The organism is Nocardioides sp. dk884 (assembly GCF_009557055.1).
In the GTDB taxonomy this organism is placed as follows: Bacteria; Actinomycetota; Actinomycetes; order Propionibacteriales; family Nocardioidaceae; genus Nocardioides.
Genome location: NZ_CP045649.1, coordinates 4,005,854 through 4,021,462, shown reverse-complemented (window position 1 = coordinate 4,021,462; position 15,609 = coordinate 4,005,854). Strand labels below are relative to the sequence as shown.

13 protein-coding genes and 1 pseudogene are annotated in these 15,609 nt (G+C 72.6%); 11 read left to right on the top strand and 3 right to left on the bottom strand.

Translation table 11 applies throughout. The features are described 5' to 3' along the window. Window positions 1-263: 263 nt before the first annotated feature. Genes GFH29_RS19200 through GFH29_RS19190 form a run of 3 tightly spaced genes read right to left on the bottom strand, consistent with a single transcriptional unit; the run spans window position 264 to window position 3,350 of the window. On the bottom strand, window positions 264-1,451 hold the full coding sequence (locus GFH29_RS19200; RefSeq protein WP_153325333.1) for an FAD-dependent monooxygenase: 1,188 nt from the start codon (window positions 1,449-1,451) through the stop codon (window positions 264-266). 22 nt (window positions 1,452-1,473) lie between these two features. Beyond that, complete coding sequence (locus GFH29_RS19195; RefSeq protein WP_153325332.1) at window positions 1,474-2,448, bottom strand: cupin domain-containing protein; 975 nt, start codon at window positions 2,446-2,448, stop codon at window positions 1,474-1,476. Window positions 2,449-2,459: 11 nt separating this feature from the next. Further along, window positions 2,460-3,350, bottom strand: coding sequence for a fumarylacetoacetate hydrolase family protein (locus GFH29_RS19190; protein ID WP_153325331.1), 891 nt, complete (start codon window positions 3,348-3,350; stop codon window positions 2,460-2,462). A 240-nt stretch (window positions 3,351-3,590) separates the two neighbouring features. Here GFH29_RS19190 and GFH29_RS20885 point away from each other — a divergent pair. The 11 genes and pseudogenes from GFH29_RS20885 to GFH29_RS19140 all read left to right on the top strand — a co-directional run. Next, window positions 3,591-3,845: pseudogene (locus GFH29_RS20885) on the top strand (thiamine pyrophosphate-binding protein); the annotation flags it as partial. Between the two features lie 305 nt (window positions 3,846-4,150). Then, a complete protein-coding gene (locus GFH29_RS20760) occupies window positions 4,151-5,176 on the top strand; it encodes a thiamine pyrophosphate-dependent enzyme (RefSeq protein WP_228387627.1) in 1,026 nt (341 codons plus the stop codon). An 81-nt stretch (window positions 5,177-5,257) separates the two neighbouring features. Further along, the gene (locus tag GFH29_RS19180; protein WP_153325330.1) at window positions 5,258-6,436 is read left to right on the top strand and encodes an acyl-CoA dehydrogenase family protein; all 1,179 of its coding nucleotides are present in this window, start codon (window positions 5,258-5,260) and stop codon (window positions 6,434-6,436) included. 3 nt (window positions 6,437-6,439) lie between these two features. Further along, on the top strand, window positions 6,440-7,915 hold the full coding sequence (locus tag GFH29_RS19175) for an MmgE/PrpD family protein (RefSeq protein ID WP_153325329.1): 1,476 nt from the start codon (window positions 6,440-6,442) through the stop codon (window positions 7,913-7,915). Continuing rightward, window positions 7,912-9,060 (top strand): citramalate synthase, encoded by a 1,149-nt coding sequence (locus GFH29_RS19170; RefSeq protein WP_228387626.1) that lies wholly within the window; start codon window positions 7,912-7,914, stop codon window positions 9,058-9,060. Before GFH29_RS19175 ends, GFH29_RS19170 begins: the two co-directional genes overlap by 4 nt. A gap of 85 nt (window positions 9,061-9,145) precedes the next feature. Continuing rightward, window positions 9,146-10,375: a CaiB/BaiF CoA transferase family protein gene (locus GFH29_RS19165; RefSeq protein WP_153325328.1), complete on the top strand. Its 1,230-nt coding sequence runs from the start codon at window positions 9,146-9,148 to the stop codon at window positions 10,373-10,375. After that, a complete protein-coding gene (locus GFH29_RS19160; RefSeq protein ID WP_153325327.1) occupies window positions 10,372-11,832 on the top strand; it encodes an aldehyde dehydrogenase family protein in 1,461 nt (486 codons plus the stop codon). Before GFH29_RS19165 ends, GFH29_RS19160 begins: the two co-directional genes overlap by 4 nt. A 52-nt stretch (window positions 11,833-11,884) precedes the next feature. Continuing rightward, on the top strand, window positions 11,885-12,664 hold the full coding sequence (locus GFH29_RS19155) for an enoyl-CoA hydratase/isomerase family protein (protein ID WP_153325326.1): 780 nt from the start codon (window positions 11,885-11,887) through the stop codon (window positions 12,662-12,664). A gap of 277 nt (window positions 12,665-12,941) precedes the next feature. Next, a complete protein-coding gene (locus tag GFH29_RS19150) occupies window positions 12,942-13,709 on the top strand; it encodes an IclR family transcriptional regulator (RefSeq protein WP_153325325.1) in 768 nt (255 codons plus the stop codon). A 61-nt stretch (window positions 13,710-13,770) separates the two neighbouring features. Then, the gene (locus tag GFH29_RS19145; RefSeq protein WP_153325324.1) at window positions 13,771-14,490 is read left to right on the top strand and encodes an IclR family transcriptional regulator; all 720 of its coding nucleotides are present in this window, start codon (window positions 13,771-13,773) and stop codon (window positions 14,488-14,490) included. Between the two features lie 256 nt (window positions 14,491-14,746). After that, entirely contained in the window at window positions 14,747-15,601 is an 855-nt protein-coding gene (locus tag GFH29_RS19140; RefSeq protein WP_153325323.1) for an alpha/beta fold hydrolase, read from the top strand. The last annotated feature ends 8 nt before the right edge of the window (window positions 15,602-15,609 follow it).

Below are 15,609 nucleotides of genomic sequence, written 5' to 3'. Positions count from 1 at the left end.
ATGCTGGGAAAAGCACCGGCCCCGGCGCCGCGCAGGTGCTTTTCCCAGCAATTGCGCGGGAATGCGCAACCCCGCGCCCGCAACACGACGTACGCCGCGACGCCGACCCGCCACAACCCTCGACTCGACCCGCCACCACCCTTCGACTCAACCGTCACAAGTCTCGACTCGACCCGAAATAGCCAGAGGAGGCACGTCCGGTGGGACGTGCCTCCTCTGGGGTGGTGGGCGGGCGGTACGGGTGGCCGCGACGCCCGCCGGGCTCAGATCTCGACGGTGGTGGCGTCGTAGGAGTAGAGCCAGTCGTAGCGGTCGGCGATCGGGTCCACGCTCCACTCGCGCTCGAGGTAGGCCTTCGCGCTCTCGGGCGTGGCCAGCTCGGGGGAGTGGAAGCGGTCGGTGTTCGCGGTGGCGCCACGGACCATCTTGGAGGTGCGGTCGATGCGGGCGTGCTCGTAGCGCAGCAGCGCCTTCTCCGGGTTCGAGCCGTACGCCTCGAGCGCGCGGGCCAGGACCAGACCGTCCTCGATCGAGTGGACGGCGCCCTGGGCCAGGAACGGCAGGGTGGCGTGGCAGGCGTCGCCCATCAGCGTGACCCGACCCTTGGTCCAGTGCGGGATGGGCTCGCCGCGCACCAGCGCCCACTTCATCAGCGAGGGCGAGAGCTTGATCAGCGTCTGGATGTTCTCGTGCCAGCCGGCGAAGTCCTCGAGGCACTCCTCGACGGTGCCGTGCACGTTGCCGCCCTGGGCGGTCCACTCCTTGCCCTCGATGGTGGCCACGAAGTTCATCAGCTTGCCGCCGTGCAGCGGGTAGTGCACGGCGTGGGCACGGGGGCCGATCCAGGTGGTGCCGACCCAGGAGCGCAGCTCCTCGGGCAGGTTCTCCATCGGGATCAGGCCCCGCCAGGCGACCATGCCCGAGAACTCCGGGGCGCACGGGCCCCACAGCTCGTCGCGGATCCCCGAGCGCCAGCCGTCGGCGCCGATGACGACGTCACCGGTGACGACGGTGCCGTCCTCGAGGGTGATCGAGGCGGACGTGTCGTCCTGGGAGACCCCCACGACGCGCGACTTCAGCCGGATCGCGTGCGGGTCCTCCGCGAGGACCGCCTGGCGCAGGGTGTCCAGCAGGTCGGGGCGGTAGACGGTGAGGTACGGGTAGCCGTACCGCTCGATCGCCAGCGAGCCGAGGTCGAACAGCGGCCACGGCTCGCCGGAGTTCCACAGGCGCAGCTCCTTGCGCTCCGGGTCGCACGACAGCTGCTTCAGCGTGTCGAAGACGCCCAGGGCGTCGAGGACCCGGTTGCCGTTCGGGCTGATCTGGATGCCGGCGCCGACCTCCTTGATCTCCTGGGCCTGCTCGTAGAGCTCGACCTCGAAGCCCTTCTTCAGCAGGGCGAGGGCGGCGGTCATGCCGCCGATGCCACCGCCCGCGATAACCACGCGCATGGGGGTTGCCTTTCTGGTCGGCTCAGAGAGCTTCGGTACGGAGCAGGCCGAGGGCCTTGAGGACGGCCTCGTCGCTGCAGCGCACCAGGTGCGCGTCGGTGTCGGCACGGAAGGAGTACGGGCGCCACGAGGGGACGGCGATGACGTCGCCGCGCTGCCAGGTGATGGTCTCCCCGTCGATGTCGAGCGAGCCGGAGCCCTCGACGACGGTGAAGATCGAGTTCGCCGTGGTCTGGTGGACCTGCGAGGTGAAGCCGGCGTCCAGGCGCAGCACGTGGATGGAGATCGTCGGCATCGCCGGCTCGCCCAGCTCGATCACCTTCGACGCCAGCCCGTCGGCGGGCGCCTCGGCGGCGTCCAGGCGCGAGAGGGAGTCCTCCCAGCGGAAGGCCAGCGGCGAGGAGTCCACGTCGACCGGGTCCGCCTCGAGGCGGTCCGGGTGCTGCTTGAAGAACATCGGCTCGAGCAGGTGGATCAGCGGCACGTCGAGGATGTCGACCCAGTAGCAGTCGTCGCCGTCCGCGTCGGACTCGTGGGAGTGGCTGTGCCAGAACGTCGACGGCGTCAGCAGCACGTCGCCGGGGCGCATCTCGACGCGGTGGCCGTTGACGACCGTGTAGGTGCCCTTGCCGTCGAGGATGATCCGCAGCGCCGCCGGGGTGTGGCGGTGGCAGTCGGCGGTCTCGCCCGGACGGATCAGCTGGTACGCCGCGACGAGGGTGCGCACGGTGGCGTACTCGTTGCCCTCGACGGGGTTGCGCATGGTGACGTTGCGGCGGTCGGCCATCGAGTGGTCGACGAGGCGGCCGGCGGCGTCGAGGACCGACTGGATGTCGGCGTACTTCCAGCGGTAGGGGACCAGGTTCTTGCGGGGCTCGGCCCAGAGCGCGGGGAAGCGGCGGTGCCAGCCACCCTCCATGCTCAGGTCGTCGAAGATCCCGTAGAGCTGCTCGAGGCTCTCGATGTCGGCGGAGGTGGGGACGACGGCGTCGGACATGGCGCGCTCCTTCACTTCTGCTTGATGATGTCGGGGGTGTAGGCGTTGGCGAACACCTCGGTGTTGCCACGCGTGCCCTGGCGCACGGGCACGTTCATCTCGCCGACCTGCTCGATCACGATGCGGATGACGTCGCCGTCGACGACGGGGCCGACGCCGGCCGGCGTGCCGGTGGCGATGATGTCGCCGGGGTGCAGGGTCATCACGGTGGAGGCCATCGCGATCATCCCGGGGATGTCGAGCACCAGGTCGCGGGTGTTGGCGTCCTGGCGCAGCTCGTCGCCGACCCAGAGCTTCATGCTGAGCTGGGTCGGGTCGTCGACCTCGTCGGCGGTGGTGATCCAGGGGCCGACCGGGCAGAAGGTGTCGTAGGCCTTGCGGAAGACGCGCTCCTCGCGGCCGCGCACGACCATGTCGAGCAGGCAGGCGTAGCCGAAGACGTGGTCCTTCCAGTCCTCGCGGGCGATGTCGCGGCCGCCCTTGCCGATCACGATGCCGAGCTCGGACTCGTGGTGGACCTCGCGGCCGGGGAGGGCGGGCAGCTCGACGAAGTCCTCGGGACCCGAGAGCGACGACGGCGGCTTGAGGAAGAAGCCCTGTACGTCGGCGCGGTAGCCGGCCTGCATCTCGCGGCCGTGGTCGTGGTAGTTCACCGGGTAGGCGATGACCTTGTTCGGCCACGGGACCGGGGTGAGCAGGCCCGCCTCGGCGAGCGGGGTGCGCGCACCGGTCGCGACCGCTGCCTCGATCGCCGCACGGCGCTGGTCCCACTCGGCGATCAGGCGGTTCGGGCCGACCGGCGGCCACTCGGCGACGTCGACACCCGCCGCCTCGGTGACGTCGACGACGTACTCACCGTCGACGACGCCGACCTGACCCTTGCCGAACCGGGCGATCTTCATCCGTGCACTCCTCGATGTCTGAGCGTGTTGCCGCGTCCTCGCCGCTCTCGACCGGCGTGCCGGGCGGGCGGGGTTCCTGCGGGCTGATGAGACGGACGCTAGGTCCGCTCAGAGGGGTGCGGAAAGGCGTCTTCCGGTGGATGCGATTACGCATTCTCGGCGCCCGTCGGTGCCGGTGAGACTCGATCTCGAATCATCGAGCGATCTGTCTGCCGACCCCTGTACGCCGAGGAGCTGCGAGTGCCCACCACCGTCCGCGATGCCGTGTTCGAGGTGCTGAGGAACCACGGGGTGGACCGCATCTTCGCGAACCCCGGCTCCACCGAGGTGGACCTGCTCACCGACCTCCCCGACCACCTCGACTTCGTCCTCGCCCTGCACGAGGGCTCGGTGCTCGGCATGGCCACCGGCCACGCGATCGCCGCCAACAAGCCGGCCCTCGCCCTGCTGCACACCACCGCCGGCTACGGCAACGCCGTCGGCGGCCTGGCCACCGCCCGCGCCAACCGCGCCCCGGTCGTGCTGCTGGTCGGCCAGCAGGACCGCCGCCACCTCGCCGCGGCGCCGTTCCTGGTCGGCGACCTGGCCACCCTGGCCGGCAACTACCCGGTCAGCGTCGAGGAGCCGGCCCGCGCCGGCGACGTGCCCGGCGCGATCGCCCGGGCGCTGCACGACGCGACCGTCCACCGCGGCCCCGCCGTGGTGATCATCCCGATGAGCGACTGGGCAGAGCCGGCCGACGGGGTCCGCGCCCCCCCGCGCGCCGCCTGGTCGTCGGCACCTCCGCCGACCCGGACGCCGTGGCCGAGATCGCCGGGGTGCTGCGCGACGCCGAGCGCCCCGCGCTGGTCCTCGGCTCGCTCGCCGACGACCCGGGCACCTGGTCCGCGGTCGCCGAGCTGGCCACCGCCCTGGACGCCCCGGTCTGGCAGGCCGCCTACTCCTACCGGATGGGCTTCGACCAGACCTCCCCGCTGTTCGCCGGCCACCTGCCGCCCGGCCGTGCCGGCCTGCGCGACGCGCTCGGCGAGCACGACGTCGTGCTGGTCCTCGGTGCCCACGCGTTCCGTCAGTACCTCTTCGAGGACGGCGACTTCGTCGGCGGCGACACCCGCGTGCTGGTGGTCACCGAGGACGCCGACGAGGCCGTCCACAGCGACGCCGAGCTGGCCGTGATCGCCCCGATCGACGCGGTCGCCGGCGCCCTGGCCCAGGACCTCCCGGTGCGTGCGCCCGCCGCGCGCGCCCCGCGCCCGGTCCCCGCCCCGCTGGTCGCCGAGCCCGGCGCCGAGATCCGTCCCGGCGACGTGTTCCAGGCCCTCGCCGAGCGGCTGCCCGCCGAGTCGACGTACTTCGAGGAGAGCCCCTCCACCCGCCGTCCGCTGCTCGCCGCGCTGCCGGTGCGCGCGCCGTTCGGCTTCCTCACCGCGGCGATGGGCGGCCTCGGGTTCGCCGTCCCCGGCGCGATCGGCGTCAAGATGGCCCGCCCCGAGCGCCCGGTGGTCGCGATCGTCGGCGACGGCGCCTCGCTCTACAACGTCCAGGCCCTCTGGAGCGCGCAGAAGTACGGCGTCGGCGTGCTGTTCGTGGTCATGTCCAACGGCGGCTACGCCGTGATGGACCGCCTCGCGCACAACGCCGGCGCGACCCCGCCGTGGCCCGGCTTCGGCGAGATCAGCCTCTCCACGCTGGCCGCCGGCTTCGGCTGCCCGGCGAAGCGCATCGAGACCGTCGAGGAGCTGCTGGCCGTGCTCGACGAGGTGGTCCCGACCCTCGGCGAGCGCACCGAGCCGCTGGTGCTCGACGTCGCCGTCACCACCGCCTGACACCTCTGACCCTCGCGTGGCCTCCGGCCGCGCCGTCCGCCCGGCTGCCCGGGCACCGACCGACAAGAAAGGTTTCGCCTGATGGCACACGACTGGCTCGCCGAGGACCTGCCCGAGGAGCGCGAGGAGCTGCGCGACGTCGTCTCGGACATCTTGTCCAAGTACGACCGCGAGTACTGGATCCAGGTCGACGAGTCCGGGGAGTACCCCCAGGACTTCGTCGACGACCTCCAGCAGGGTGGCTGGCTCTCGATGCTCATCCCGACCGAGTACGGCGGCGGCGGCGCCTCGATCCCGGACGCCGCGCTCTTCCTCGAGACGATGAACCGCTGGGGCGCCCCGGGCACCCTGATCCACGCCCAGATGTACACGATGGGCGCGATCCTGCGGCACGGCTCGGAGGAGCAGAAGCAGAAGTGGCTGCCGCAGATCGCCGACGGCCTGCGCCTGCAGTCCTTCGGTGTCACCGAGCCCGACGCGGGCACCGACACCACCCGGATCCGCACCTTCGCGCGCCGCGAGGGCGACAACTACGTCATCAACGGCGGCAAGATCTTCACCTCGCGCGCCAAGCAGTCCGACCTGCTGCTGCTGATCGCGCGCACCAAGAAGTACGAGGACGTCGAGAAGAAGACCGACGGCGTCTCGGTGTTCCTGGTCGACATGCGTGACGCGCTGGCCGCGGGCACGCTGACCATCGACCCGATCAAGGTGATGAGCGGTCACCACACCAACCAGCTCACCTTCACCGACATGGTGGTGCCGGCCGAGAACCTGATCGGTGAGGAGCACAAGGGCTTCAAGGTCACGCTCTCGGGCATGAACGCCGAGCGCATCCTGGCCGCCTCGCAGTACGTCGGCTCCGGCCTGTGGTTCATCGACCGCGCCACCGAGTACGCCAAGGAGCGCGTGGTCTTCGGCCGCCCCATCGGCATGAACCAGGGCATCCAGTTCCCGATCGCCAAGGCGTTCGCGCACCTGCGCGCGGCCAGCGCGCTGCGCTGGCAGGCGGCGGAGAAGTTCGAGGCCGGCAGCCGCTCGGGCACCGAGGCCAACATCGCCAAGCTGCTCGCCGCGGAGGCGCAGTGGGAGGCCGCGAACGCCGCCATGGACACCTTCGGCGGCTACGGCCTGGCCTCGGAGTACGGCGTGGAGCAGAAGTTCCGCGCCGCCCGTGGCCCGCTCATCGCCCCGATCAGCACCAACCTGATCCTGGCCGGCATCGCCCAGCGCGACCTGGGCATGCCGCGGTCGTACTGAGCCATGGGTGAGGTGACTCCGACGATGCCCGACCGGGGGCTGACCGAGGTGGTGGCGGCGTTCGCGTGCGCCCCCGCCCGTGCCGAGGCGGACACCGCAGCGGTGCTCAGCAGCCTGGTCGACACCGTCGGGGTCGCCGTGGCCGGACGCACGGCCGAGGCCGTGCAGGCCGTACGCCGCTGGGTGGGCACCGAGCCCGCCCAGGGCGGCGCCGTCGTCTGGGGCGAGGGCGCCCGCCGCGCCCCGTCCCAGGCGGCGCTGCTCAACGGCGTCGCCGGGCACGCGCTCGACTTCGACGACGCCTGCCCCTCGATGCCGCTGCACCCGAGCACGGTGCTGTGGCCGGCGCTGCTCGCCGACGCCGACGTGCTGACCGACGGCGCCCGGCTCATCGAGGCGGTGCACGTCGGCAACGCGGTCAACCGCGCGCTCGGCGAGGCGCTGCCGATGGACGTGCACTACGGCCGCGGCTGGCACAGCACCGCGACCGTCGGGCGGCTCGCGGCGGTGGCCGCGCTGGCCCGCCTGCACGACCTCGACGTCGAGCAGACCCGCCAGGCCCTGGGCCTGGTGGCGTCGATGGCGGGCGGCAGCATCGCGAACTTCGGCACCGGCGCCAAGCCGCTGCACGCCGGCCTCGCGGCCCGCGACGCGGTGAGCGCGGTGGCGCTGGTGCGCTGCGGGCTGGACGCCAACCCCGCCCAGCTCGAGCACCGCCTCGGCTTCCTGGCCGCCTTCGGCGAGCCAGACCCGGCCGCCGTGGCGCGGGTCGGCGATCGCCTCCAGCACTGGTACGCCGCGTGGTCGCAGGACTGGTCGCTGAAGCGCTACCCCTCCTGCTACGGCACCCACCGCGCGGTCGACGCCGCGCTGGAGGTGCGCGCCGAGCTCGGCGCACCCGCCGCGGAGGAGTACACCCGCGTCGAGGTGCTGAGCCACCCCGGCTCGCTGCGCCCGCTGATCACCCACGCGCCGCGCACCGGGCTGGAGGGCAAGTTCAGCCTCCCGCACACGGTCGCGACCGCGCTGCTGACCGGCCGCCTCGGCCTGGAGGCGTTCACCGACGAGGCCGTCGCGGCGCCGGAGACGGTCGCGCTGGCCGGTCGGGTCGAGGTCGTGTCCCAGCCGGATCCGCCCGGTCGCCCCGACCTGGCCGACGAGCGCTTCGCCCTGGTGCGCGCCACCCTGCGCGACGGTCGCAGCGCCGAGCGCCTGGTGCTGCTGACCAGGGGCGACGCCCGCAACCCGCTGAGCGACGCCGAGGTGGACGAGAAGTTCCTCCTCGCCGTGACCGCCGGCGGGTGGCGCCCCGAGGCCGCCCGGCACCTGCTCACCACGCTGCGCACCGCCCTGACCGGCGAGCACGCCGCCCTCGGTGCGGCCCTGAGCGCCCTGGGCGAGCCGGCGTACGAGCCCGAGAAGTCCAGCCCCGAGAAGTCCAGCCCCGAGAACACCAGCCCCGCAGGAGAGCACCCGTGACCGGCAACCACCCCCAGGTCGTCATCGTCGAGGAGGGCATGCGCGAGGGCATGCAGATCGAGAGCGCCGACATCCCCGTCGAGGCCAAGATCCGCCTGCTCGACGCGCTCTCCGCGACCGGGCTCAAGCACATCGTGGTCGGCTCGTTCGTGAGCCCGAAGTGGGTGCCGCAGATGGCCCGCGTCGAGGAGGTCATCGCCGGCTTCACCCCCGTCGAGGGCGTCGACTACTCCGCGCTCGCGCTCAACGCCCGCGGCGTCGAGCGCCGCGCCGAGCACACCCCGCCGCTGAGCCCGCCGGCGAAGTCCCAGCGCACCACCGTGCACCTGTGCGACGTGTTCGTGCAGCGCAACACCGCCAAGTCGCAGACCGACGAGATCGCGGCGCTGCCCGCCACCATCGAGCGCGCGGTCGCCCGCGGCGTCACCGACGCCGTGGTCGCGATCAACGCGGCCTGGGGGTCCAACTGGGTCGGCCCGTTCAGCCTCGAGCAGCGCCTGGAGGTCCTGGACCTGCAGTTCGCCGCCTGGCGTGCCGCCGGGGTCGAGCCGCGGACCATCTGGATCGGCGATCCGATGAGCTGGAACACCCCGCGCGCGGTCGAGGAGACCATCCGCGCCTGCGTCGAGCGGTTCCCCGAGGTCACGACCTACCACCTGCACCTGCACAACGGCCGCGGGAGCGCGCTGACCTCGGCGTACGTCGCGCTGCGTGCGCTGGACTCGCGCCACACCCTCGGCCTGGACACGACCATCGGCGGCATGGGCGGGTGCCCGTACTGCGGCAACGGCCGCGCCACCAAGATGATCCCGACCGAGGACCTCGTCGACCTCCTGCACGAGGAGGGCATCGAGACCGGCATCGACCTCGGCCTGCTGATCGAGGCCGCGCACGTCGCCGAGGAGGTCGTGGGCCACGAGCTCTACGGCCACGTCAGCAAGGTCGGCCCCCGCCCGCGCGGGGAGCAGCTCTACGCGATGGACATGCCGTTCGTGGAGACGATCGAGGAGGCCCAGCACTTCCGCCTCGGCGCGCAGACCTACGAGGGCTGCCTCTCGCCGTGGAAGGCACCCGTCACCTCCCCGGCCCGCGACGCCGCCGAGGCCGGCCAGCCGGTCCGCCTGCTGCTGCCCGAGCAGGACTGAGCACCCCCCCAGCATCGCCCGCCGTACGGCGGCACACCGGCGCCCCGTCCGCGGGCGCCACCCACGACACAGGAGGAAATCCCCCATGGCTGAAGGCACCCGCGGCTCGCTCGCCGGGCTTCGCGTCATCGAGATCAGCACCTCGGTCGCCGGCCCGCTGGCCGGTCAGATCCTCGGTGACCTCGGCGCCGAGGTGATCAAGGTCGAGCGCGTCGGAGCCGGCGACGACACCCGTGCCTGGGCGCCGCCGGCCTGGGACGGCGAGTCGATCGCGTTCCTCCACCTCAACCGCAACAAGCTCAGCCTCGAGCTGGACTACAAGGACCCCCGCGGCCAGCAGGTGCTGCGCGAGCTGATCGCCTCCGCCGACGTGCTGGTGCAGAACCTGCGCCCCGGCGCGCTGGCCAAGGCCGGCTTCTCCTGGGAGCAGCTGCAGGAGATCAACCCGCGCCTCGTGTACTGCGACATGACCGGCTTCGGTCGCACCGGCCCGAAGGCCGCCGAGCCGGCGTACGACCCGCTGCTGCAGGCCTACACCGGCATCATCGACATGATGGGCACCGGCGACGGCCCGCCCGCGCGCATCCCGCTCTCGGTGCTCGACAAGGGCACCGCCATGTGGGCGGCGATCGGCGTGCTCGACGCGCTGCGCACCGTGGAGCGCACCGGCAAGGGCGTCCACGTCGGGGTCTCGCTGCTGGAGACGGCCGTGACCTGGACCCACGCCAACGTGATGGGGGCCCTGGCCGGCAACGGCAAGCCCAAGAACCTCGGCTCCGGCCACGCCGGCGTGGTGCCGTACGGCGCGTTCCCGACCCAGGACGGCTGGGCCTTCATCTCCGCCGGCAACCAGGCGCTGTGGACCCGTTTCTGCACCGCGACCGGCGCCACCGCGCTGATGGAGCGCGAGGGCTTCGGGTCCAACCCCGAGCGCTCGGCCAACCGTGCCGAGGTCGAGGCCGCGGTCTCGGAGGTCACCCGCGGCTTCGAGACGGCGCCGCTCATCGCGCTGCTCCACGAGGCGGGCGTGCCCTGCTCGGCGGTCAACAGCGTGCCGGACATGGTCGACGACCCGCAGGTCAAGGCCCTCGGGCTGCTCGAGAAGATGGACCACCACCAGGTCTCCGACTTCGAGGTCGTCAACCTGCCGATCACCTTCGGCGGGGAGTACCCCGAGCACCAGTGCCCGCCGCCGGCGCTCGGCGCCGACACCGACCGGGTGCTCGCGAGCCTCGGGCTCTCGAACGACTCCATCGCCGAGCTGCGCCGCGACGGCGTCGTCGCCGAGGCCGCGTCCGAGGGCGGTCAGGCGTGAGCACGCTGCTCGACGCCGCGGTCTGGGAGGGGCGCACCTTCGACGGGACCTGGCGCCCGGCCGACCGGACCCTGACCACCACGGAGCCGGCGACCGGCACCGACGTCGGCACCGTCGGCCTGGCCGCCCCCGCCGACGTCGACCGCGCCGTGGACCTTGCGATGCAGGCGCAGCGCGCCTGGGCCGCCGCCGGGTACGACGTGCGCGCCCGGGTGCTGCGTGCCGCCGCACGGATCTTCACCGACCACGCCGCGGAGATCGCCGACCTGTTCGCCCGCGAGGCCGGGGCGCCGCAGCGCGTCTCCGGCCCGCAGGGGCTGATCGCGGCCGAGGAGTGCTACGAGGCCGCCAGCCTGGCCTCGATGCCGGCCGGTGAGGTGCTGCGCAGCATGCAGCCACGCCTGTCGCTCACCCGCCGGGTGCCGGTCGGGGTGGTCGGCGTGATCGCGCCGTTCAACTCCCCGATCCTGCTCGCGCTGCGCGCGATCGCCCCGGCCCTCGCGGTCGGCAACGCGGTCGTGCTCAAGCCGGACCCGCGCACCGCCGTCGTCGGCGGGGTCCTGCTGGCCCGCGTCTTCGAGGAGGCCGGCCTGCCCGCCGGGCTGCTGCACGTGCTGCCCGGTGGCGCCGACGTGGGTGAGGCGATCGTGGCCGACCCCGACGTCCCGGTCATCGCGTTCACCGGCTCCACGGGTGCCGGCAAGGCGATCGCCGCAGCGGCCGCGAAGCACCTCAAGCGCACCCACCTCGAGCTCGGCGGCAACTCCGCGACGATCGTCCTCGACGACGCGGACGTGGAGCGGGCCGCCGCGGCCGGGGCCTGGGGCAGCTTCCGCCACGCCGGCCAGATCTGCATGGCCACCGGCCGGCACCTGGTCCACGAGGCGGTCGCCGAGCAGTACGTCGCGCGCCTCGCCGAGGCCGCCGCCGCGCTGCGCCTCGGCGACCCGGCGCGCACCGACGCCGACGTCGGCCCGGTGATCGATGCGACCCAGCGCGACCGGGTGCACCAGATGGTCACCGACACGATCGCGGCCGGCGCCCGCCTGGTCACCGGCGGCGAGGCCCAGGGCCCGTTCTACCGCCCGACCGTGCTCGCCGACGTGCCGCCCAGCGCCCCGGCGTACCGTGACGAGGTCTTCGGGCCGGTCGCCCCCGTGGTGACCTTCGCCGACGACGACGAGGCCGCCGCGCTGGCCGCGGACTCCTCCTACGGCCTCGCGCTGGGCATCTTCACCACCGACGTGATGCGCGGCCTCGCGCTCGCCGAGCGGATCCCGGCCGGCCTGGTGCACATCAACGACCAGACCATCAACGACGAGCCGGTCGCGCCGTTCGGCGGCGTCGGCCACTCCGGCAACGGTGCGCGCCACGGCGGCCACGCCGCCAACCTGGAGGCCTTCACCGAGCAGCAGTGGGTCACCGTGCGCGGCACGGTCCCGGACTACCGCTGGTGACGGCGCCCGCCGTCGTACCCGTCCTCCCGTCCCGACCATCCCAGGAGCCCCGATGAGCGAGCCCGTCCTCCTGACGGAGACCCGCGGCCGAGTCCGCCACCTCACCCTCAACCGCCCCGACGTCCGCAACGCCCTCAACCGCGAGCTCAACGACGCGCTGGTCGACGCGGTCATGGAGGCCGACCACGACCCCGAGGTCTACGCGATCGCGATCTCGGGTGCGGGCAAGGCGTTCTGCTCGGGCGCCGACCTCGGCGACGCCAAGGTGCGCGCCGATCGCGGCGAGGCCTGGTTCGGCCCGCTGCACAACCGCTTCCGCAGCCTCTTCGAGGTGATGATCGACAGCCGCAAGCCGACCATCGCCGTCGTCAACGGCCCGGCGGTCGCTGGCGGCTTCGAGCTGGCGCTGTCGTGCGACATGCGCGTCGTCGCCGACCACGCGTTCTTCGCGGTGCCGGAGTCGCGGCGCGGCCGCGGCGCGCACTACGCCTCGGTGGCGCTGCCGCGGATGGTGCCGCAGGGCATCGCGATGGAGTGGCTCTACTCGGGCCGCAAGATCGAGCTGGCCGAGGCCGAGCGGTGGGGCCTGGTCAACCGCACCGCCCCGCTGGAGGACCTGGCGCAGGTGGCCGACGAGTTCATGGCCCAGTTCACCTCCTCCGCGCCGCTGTCGCTGCAGCGGCTCAAGCTGACCTACCGCCGCACCGAGGGGATGGACCCGCACGCCGCGATCCGCCTCGACATCGGTCCGGACGTGTACTCCTCGGAGGACCAGAAGGAGGGGGCGCGCTCCTTCCTCGAGAAGCGCGAGCCCGTCTGGCAGGGTCGCTGACCCCACGCAGGTCGGCACCCGCCGCACGGTCTCCGAGCCGTCGAGGCGGCCCGCGCTCCTTCCGCGCCCGGCACGCCGCCACGACACCACGCCCGGCCCCGCACACCACGTGCGGGCCGGGCGTTTGTCGTCGGTGCGGCAACACCGATGTCGCACAACGAAACGTCGGTGAAATTACTTGACGCGAGGTCGTTGCATTCGGTGACGCCCACCACTAGAGTCGGCCACGTCGTTCCGAATAACTGAACGACGTTCCGAAATGTGGGAGGTATGTCTGATGAGCCAGGTGACGACGGAGCACGGCGAGAGCCGACGATCGGTCCTGGGGCGCGCCTTCGACATCCTCGAGTGCTTCACCGATGGTGAGCCCGAGCAGACGATCGGCTCGCTGTGCGCGAAGACCGACCTGCCGCCCGCCACTGTGCACCGGATGCTGGCCAACCTCGCCGAGTGGGGTGCCGTCGAGCGCGCCTCGCGCGGTCGCTACCGCCTCGGGGTCCGCCTGTGGCGCCTGGGCTGGGGAGTGCCGACCGTGCGTCGGCTCAAGGACATCGCGCGTCCCTACCTCGTCGACCTGCACGCGGCCACCGACGCGGTGACCGCCCTCGGCTCCCGCGACGGGGACCAGATCGTGCTCGCCGACATCATCGCCGGCAACGCCGCGGTCCGCCGTCAGCGGCTGCCGCGCCAGCTGCCGATCGTCCGCTCGGCGTCCGGTTGGGTGTTCCTGGCCAACATGCCCCGCGAGGAGGCCGCCGAGCTGGTCGCCCGCGACGGCGGCGTCGACCGCACCCACGACTTCGAGTTCTGGCAGCGTCTCGGCGAGATCCGCCGTACCGGGGTCTCGGTCGTCCGCGGCACCACCCCCGGCTCGCTGACCTGGATCGCAGCCCCCGTCTTCGACCACTCCCGCGAGGTCCGCTCCACGATCTGCGTCGCGGTCCCCGGCCCGCAGCAGAACGTCGTCGCCCTCTCGCGTGCGGTCGGCGAGACCGCCCGCGCGGTCAGCCGCGGCCTGTCGGTCGCGATCCCCACCGCCAGCTGAGCCGGTACGGTCAGCGCCGGCGTCCGCCGCACCTCTCTTCTGTACGTAGCCAAGGAAGCGCATGTCTGTTCTCGAGAAGGCCGTGCAGGTCATCGACCTGCTCGGGCGCGCCTCCGGACCGGTCCGGCTCGGGGCGATCGCGGAGGCGATGTCGGCGCCGAAGTCGTCGGCCCACCGGCTGCTCTCCGAGCTGACCGCGCACGGACTCGTACGTCGTGCCGGCGACGGGGAGTACGCGCTCGGCTACCGCCTGGTGCAGTGGGGCCACCTCGCCGACCGCTCGGTCGGGATACGCCACATCGCCGAGCCGGTGATGACCCGGCTGCGCGATGAGGTGCGCGAGAGCGTGCACCTCTACGTCACCGAGGAGGACCACCGGGTGTGCGTCCTCTCCGCCGAGGGCCCGCACACGCTGCGCCCGGTCGCGGTCCTCGGCCGGCCGATGCCGCTCGGCTTCGGCGCGGCGGGCAAGCTGCTCTACGCCTACGCGGATGAGTCCGTGCAGCGCCGCGTCGCCGCGAGCCTGCCCGAGCACCGCGGCCACCTGCTGCCCGACGCCGCCGAGCGGGCCGCCATCCGCGAGCGCCGGTTCGCGGCATCGGTGAGCGAGATGGAGGACGGTCTCTCGGCCGTGGCCACCCCGATCATCACCCCCGGTGGCGTGTCCGGTGCGCTGGCGATCGCGAGCACGACCGCGCGGATGCCCGAGGCCCGCTACGAGGAGATCCGCGAGCTGCTGGTCGAGGCCGCCGCCGAGATCGCGACCGCGCTCGGGGGCTGAGGTCCCGGTCCACCCCGAGACGCGACCCGGCCGGCGCCGTACCCCGTCCGGCGCACCTCCGGCATCCGTCGTCCGCGACGGCGGCGCGACCGGCCGCGCGCGGCGTGCCGTGGCCTGCCGGCACCGGACTCGCGGCACGACTTCTTGATCTGTTCCACATGTCGGCAAGCAGCCCTGTCCGGGCCGCTTCGACCGATGAATTCTTTGACCAGACCGACTGCGCCCCCGTGGCGCGACACCGAAGGAGAGATGCGAGATGGCATCGCTGTCCGAGTCCGAGACCAGCGCGTTCGTCGACACGCCGAGCGGCAAGATCCACTACCACGCTGCCGGCGAGGGCACCCCCGTGGTCATGCTGCACGGCAGCGGACCCGGCGCCACCGGGTGGAGCAACTTCAACCCGAACATGTCGGTCCTCTCCGAGAGCTTCCGCGTGATCGCCCCCGACATGCCCGGCTGGGGCAAGTCGGACCCGGTGACCTATGAGGAGCGCGACCACGTGAAGGCCGCCGTGGACTTCCTCGACGCCCTCGGCATCGAGAAGGCCGCGTTCGTCGGCAACTCGATGGGCGGCGCGACCACGCTGAAGGTCGCCGCCCGGCACCCCGACCGCGTCACCCACGTGGTCACGATGGGCTCCGGTGCGCCCGGTCCGCGGGTGAACAGCCCCGGCGGCGGCCCCACCGAGGGCCTCAAGGTGCTGCACCGCGGCTACCGCGAGCCGAGCGTCGAGACCATGAAGGCGCTGTGCGAGATCATGGCGTACGACCCGGCCTTCGCGACCGACGAGCTCGCCGAGCAGCGCTACCGCGTGCTCGCCGAGAACCCCGTCCACGTCACCAACTTCGCGGCCGGCTTCGGGCGTCCCCGCCGCGGTGAGGCCACCCTCGAGGACATCGCCTCGATCAAGCAGCCGGCCATGATCATCCACGGCCGCGACGACCGGGTCGTGCACTTCGAGGCCGGCCTGCGCCTGGTGTCCACCATCGCGAACTCTCGCCTGGTCCTGCTCAACCGCTGCGGCCACTGGGCCCAGCTCGAGCACGCCGACGAGTTCAACCGCCTGGTGCGCGACTTCATCACGAACACTCCCGGCAGCGCCGGCAACTGAGCAGGAGA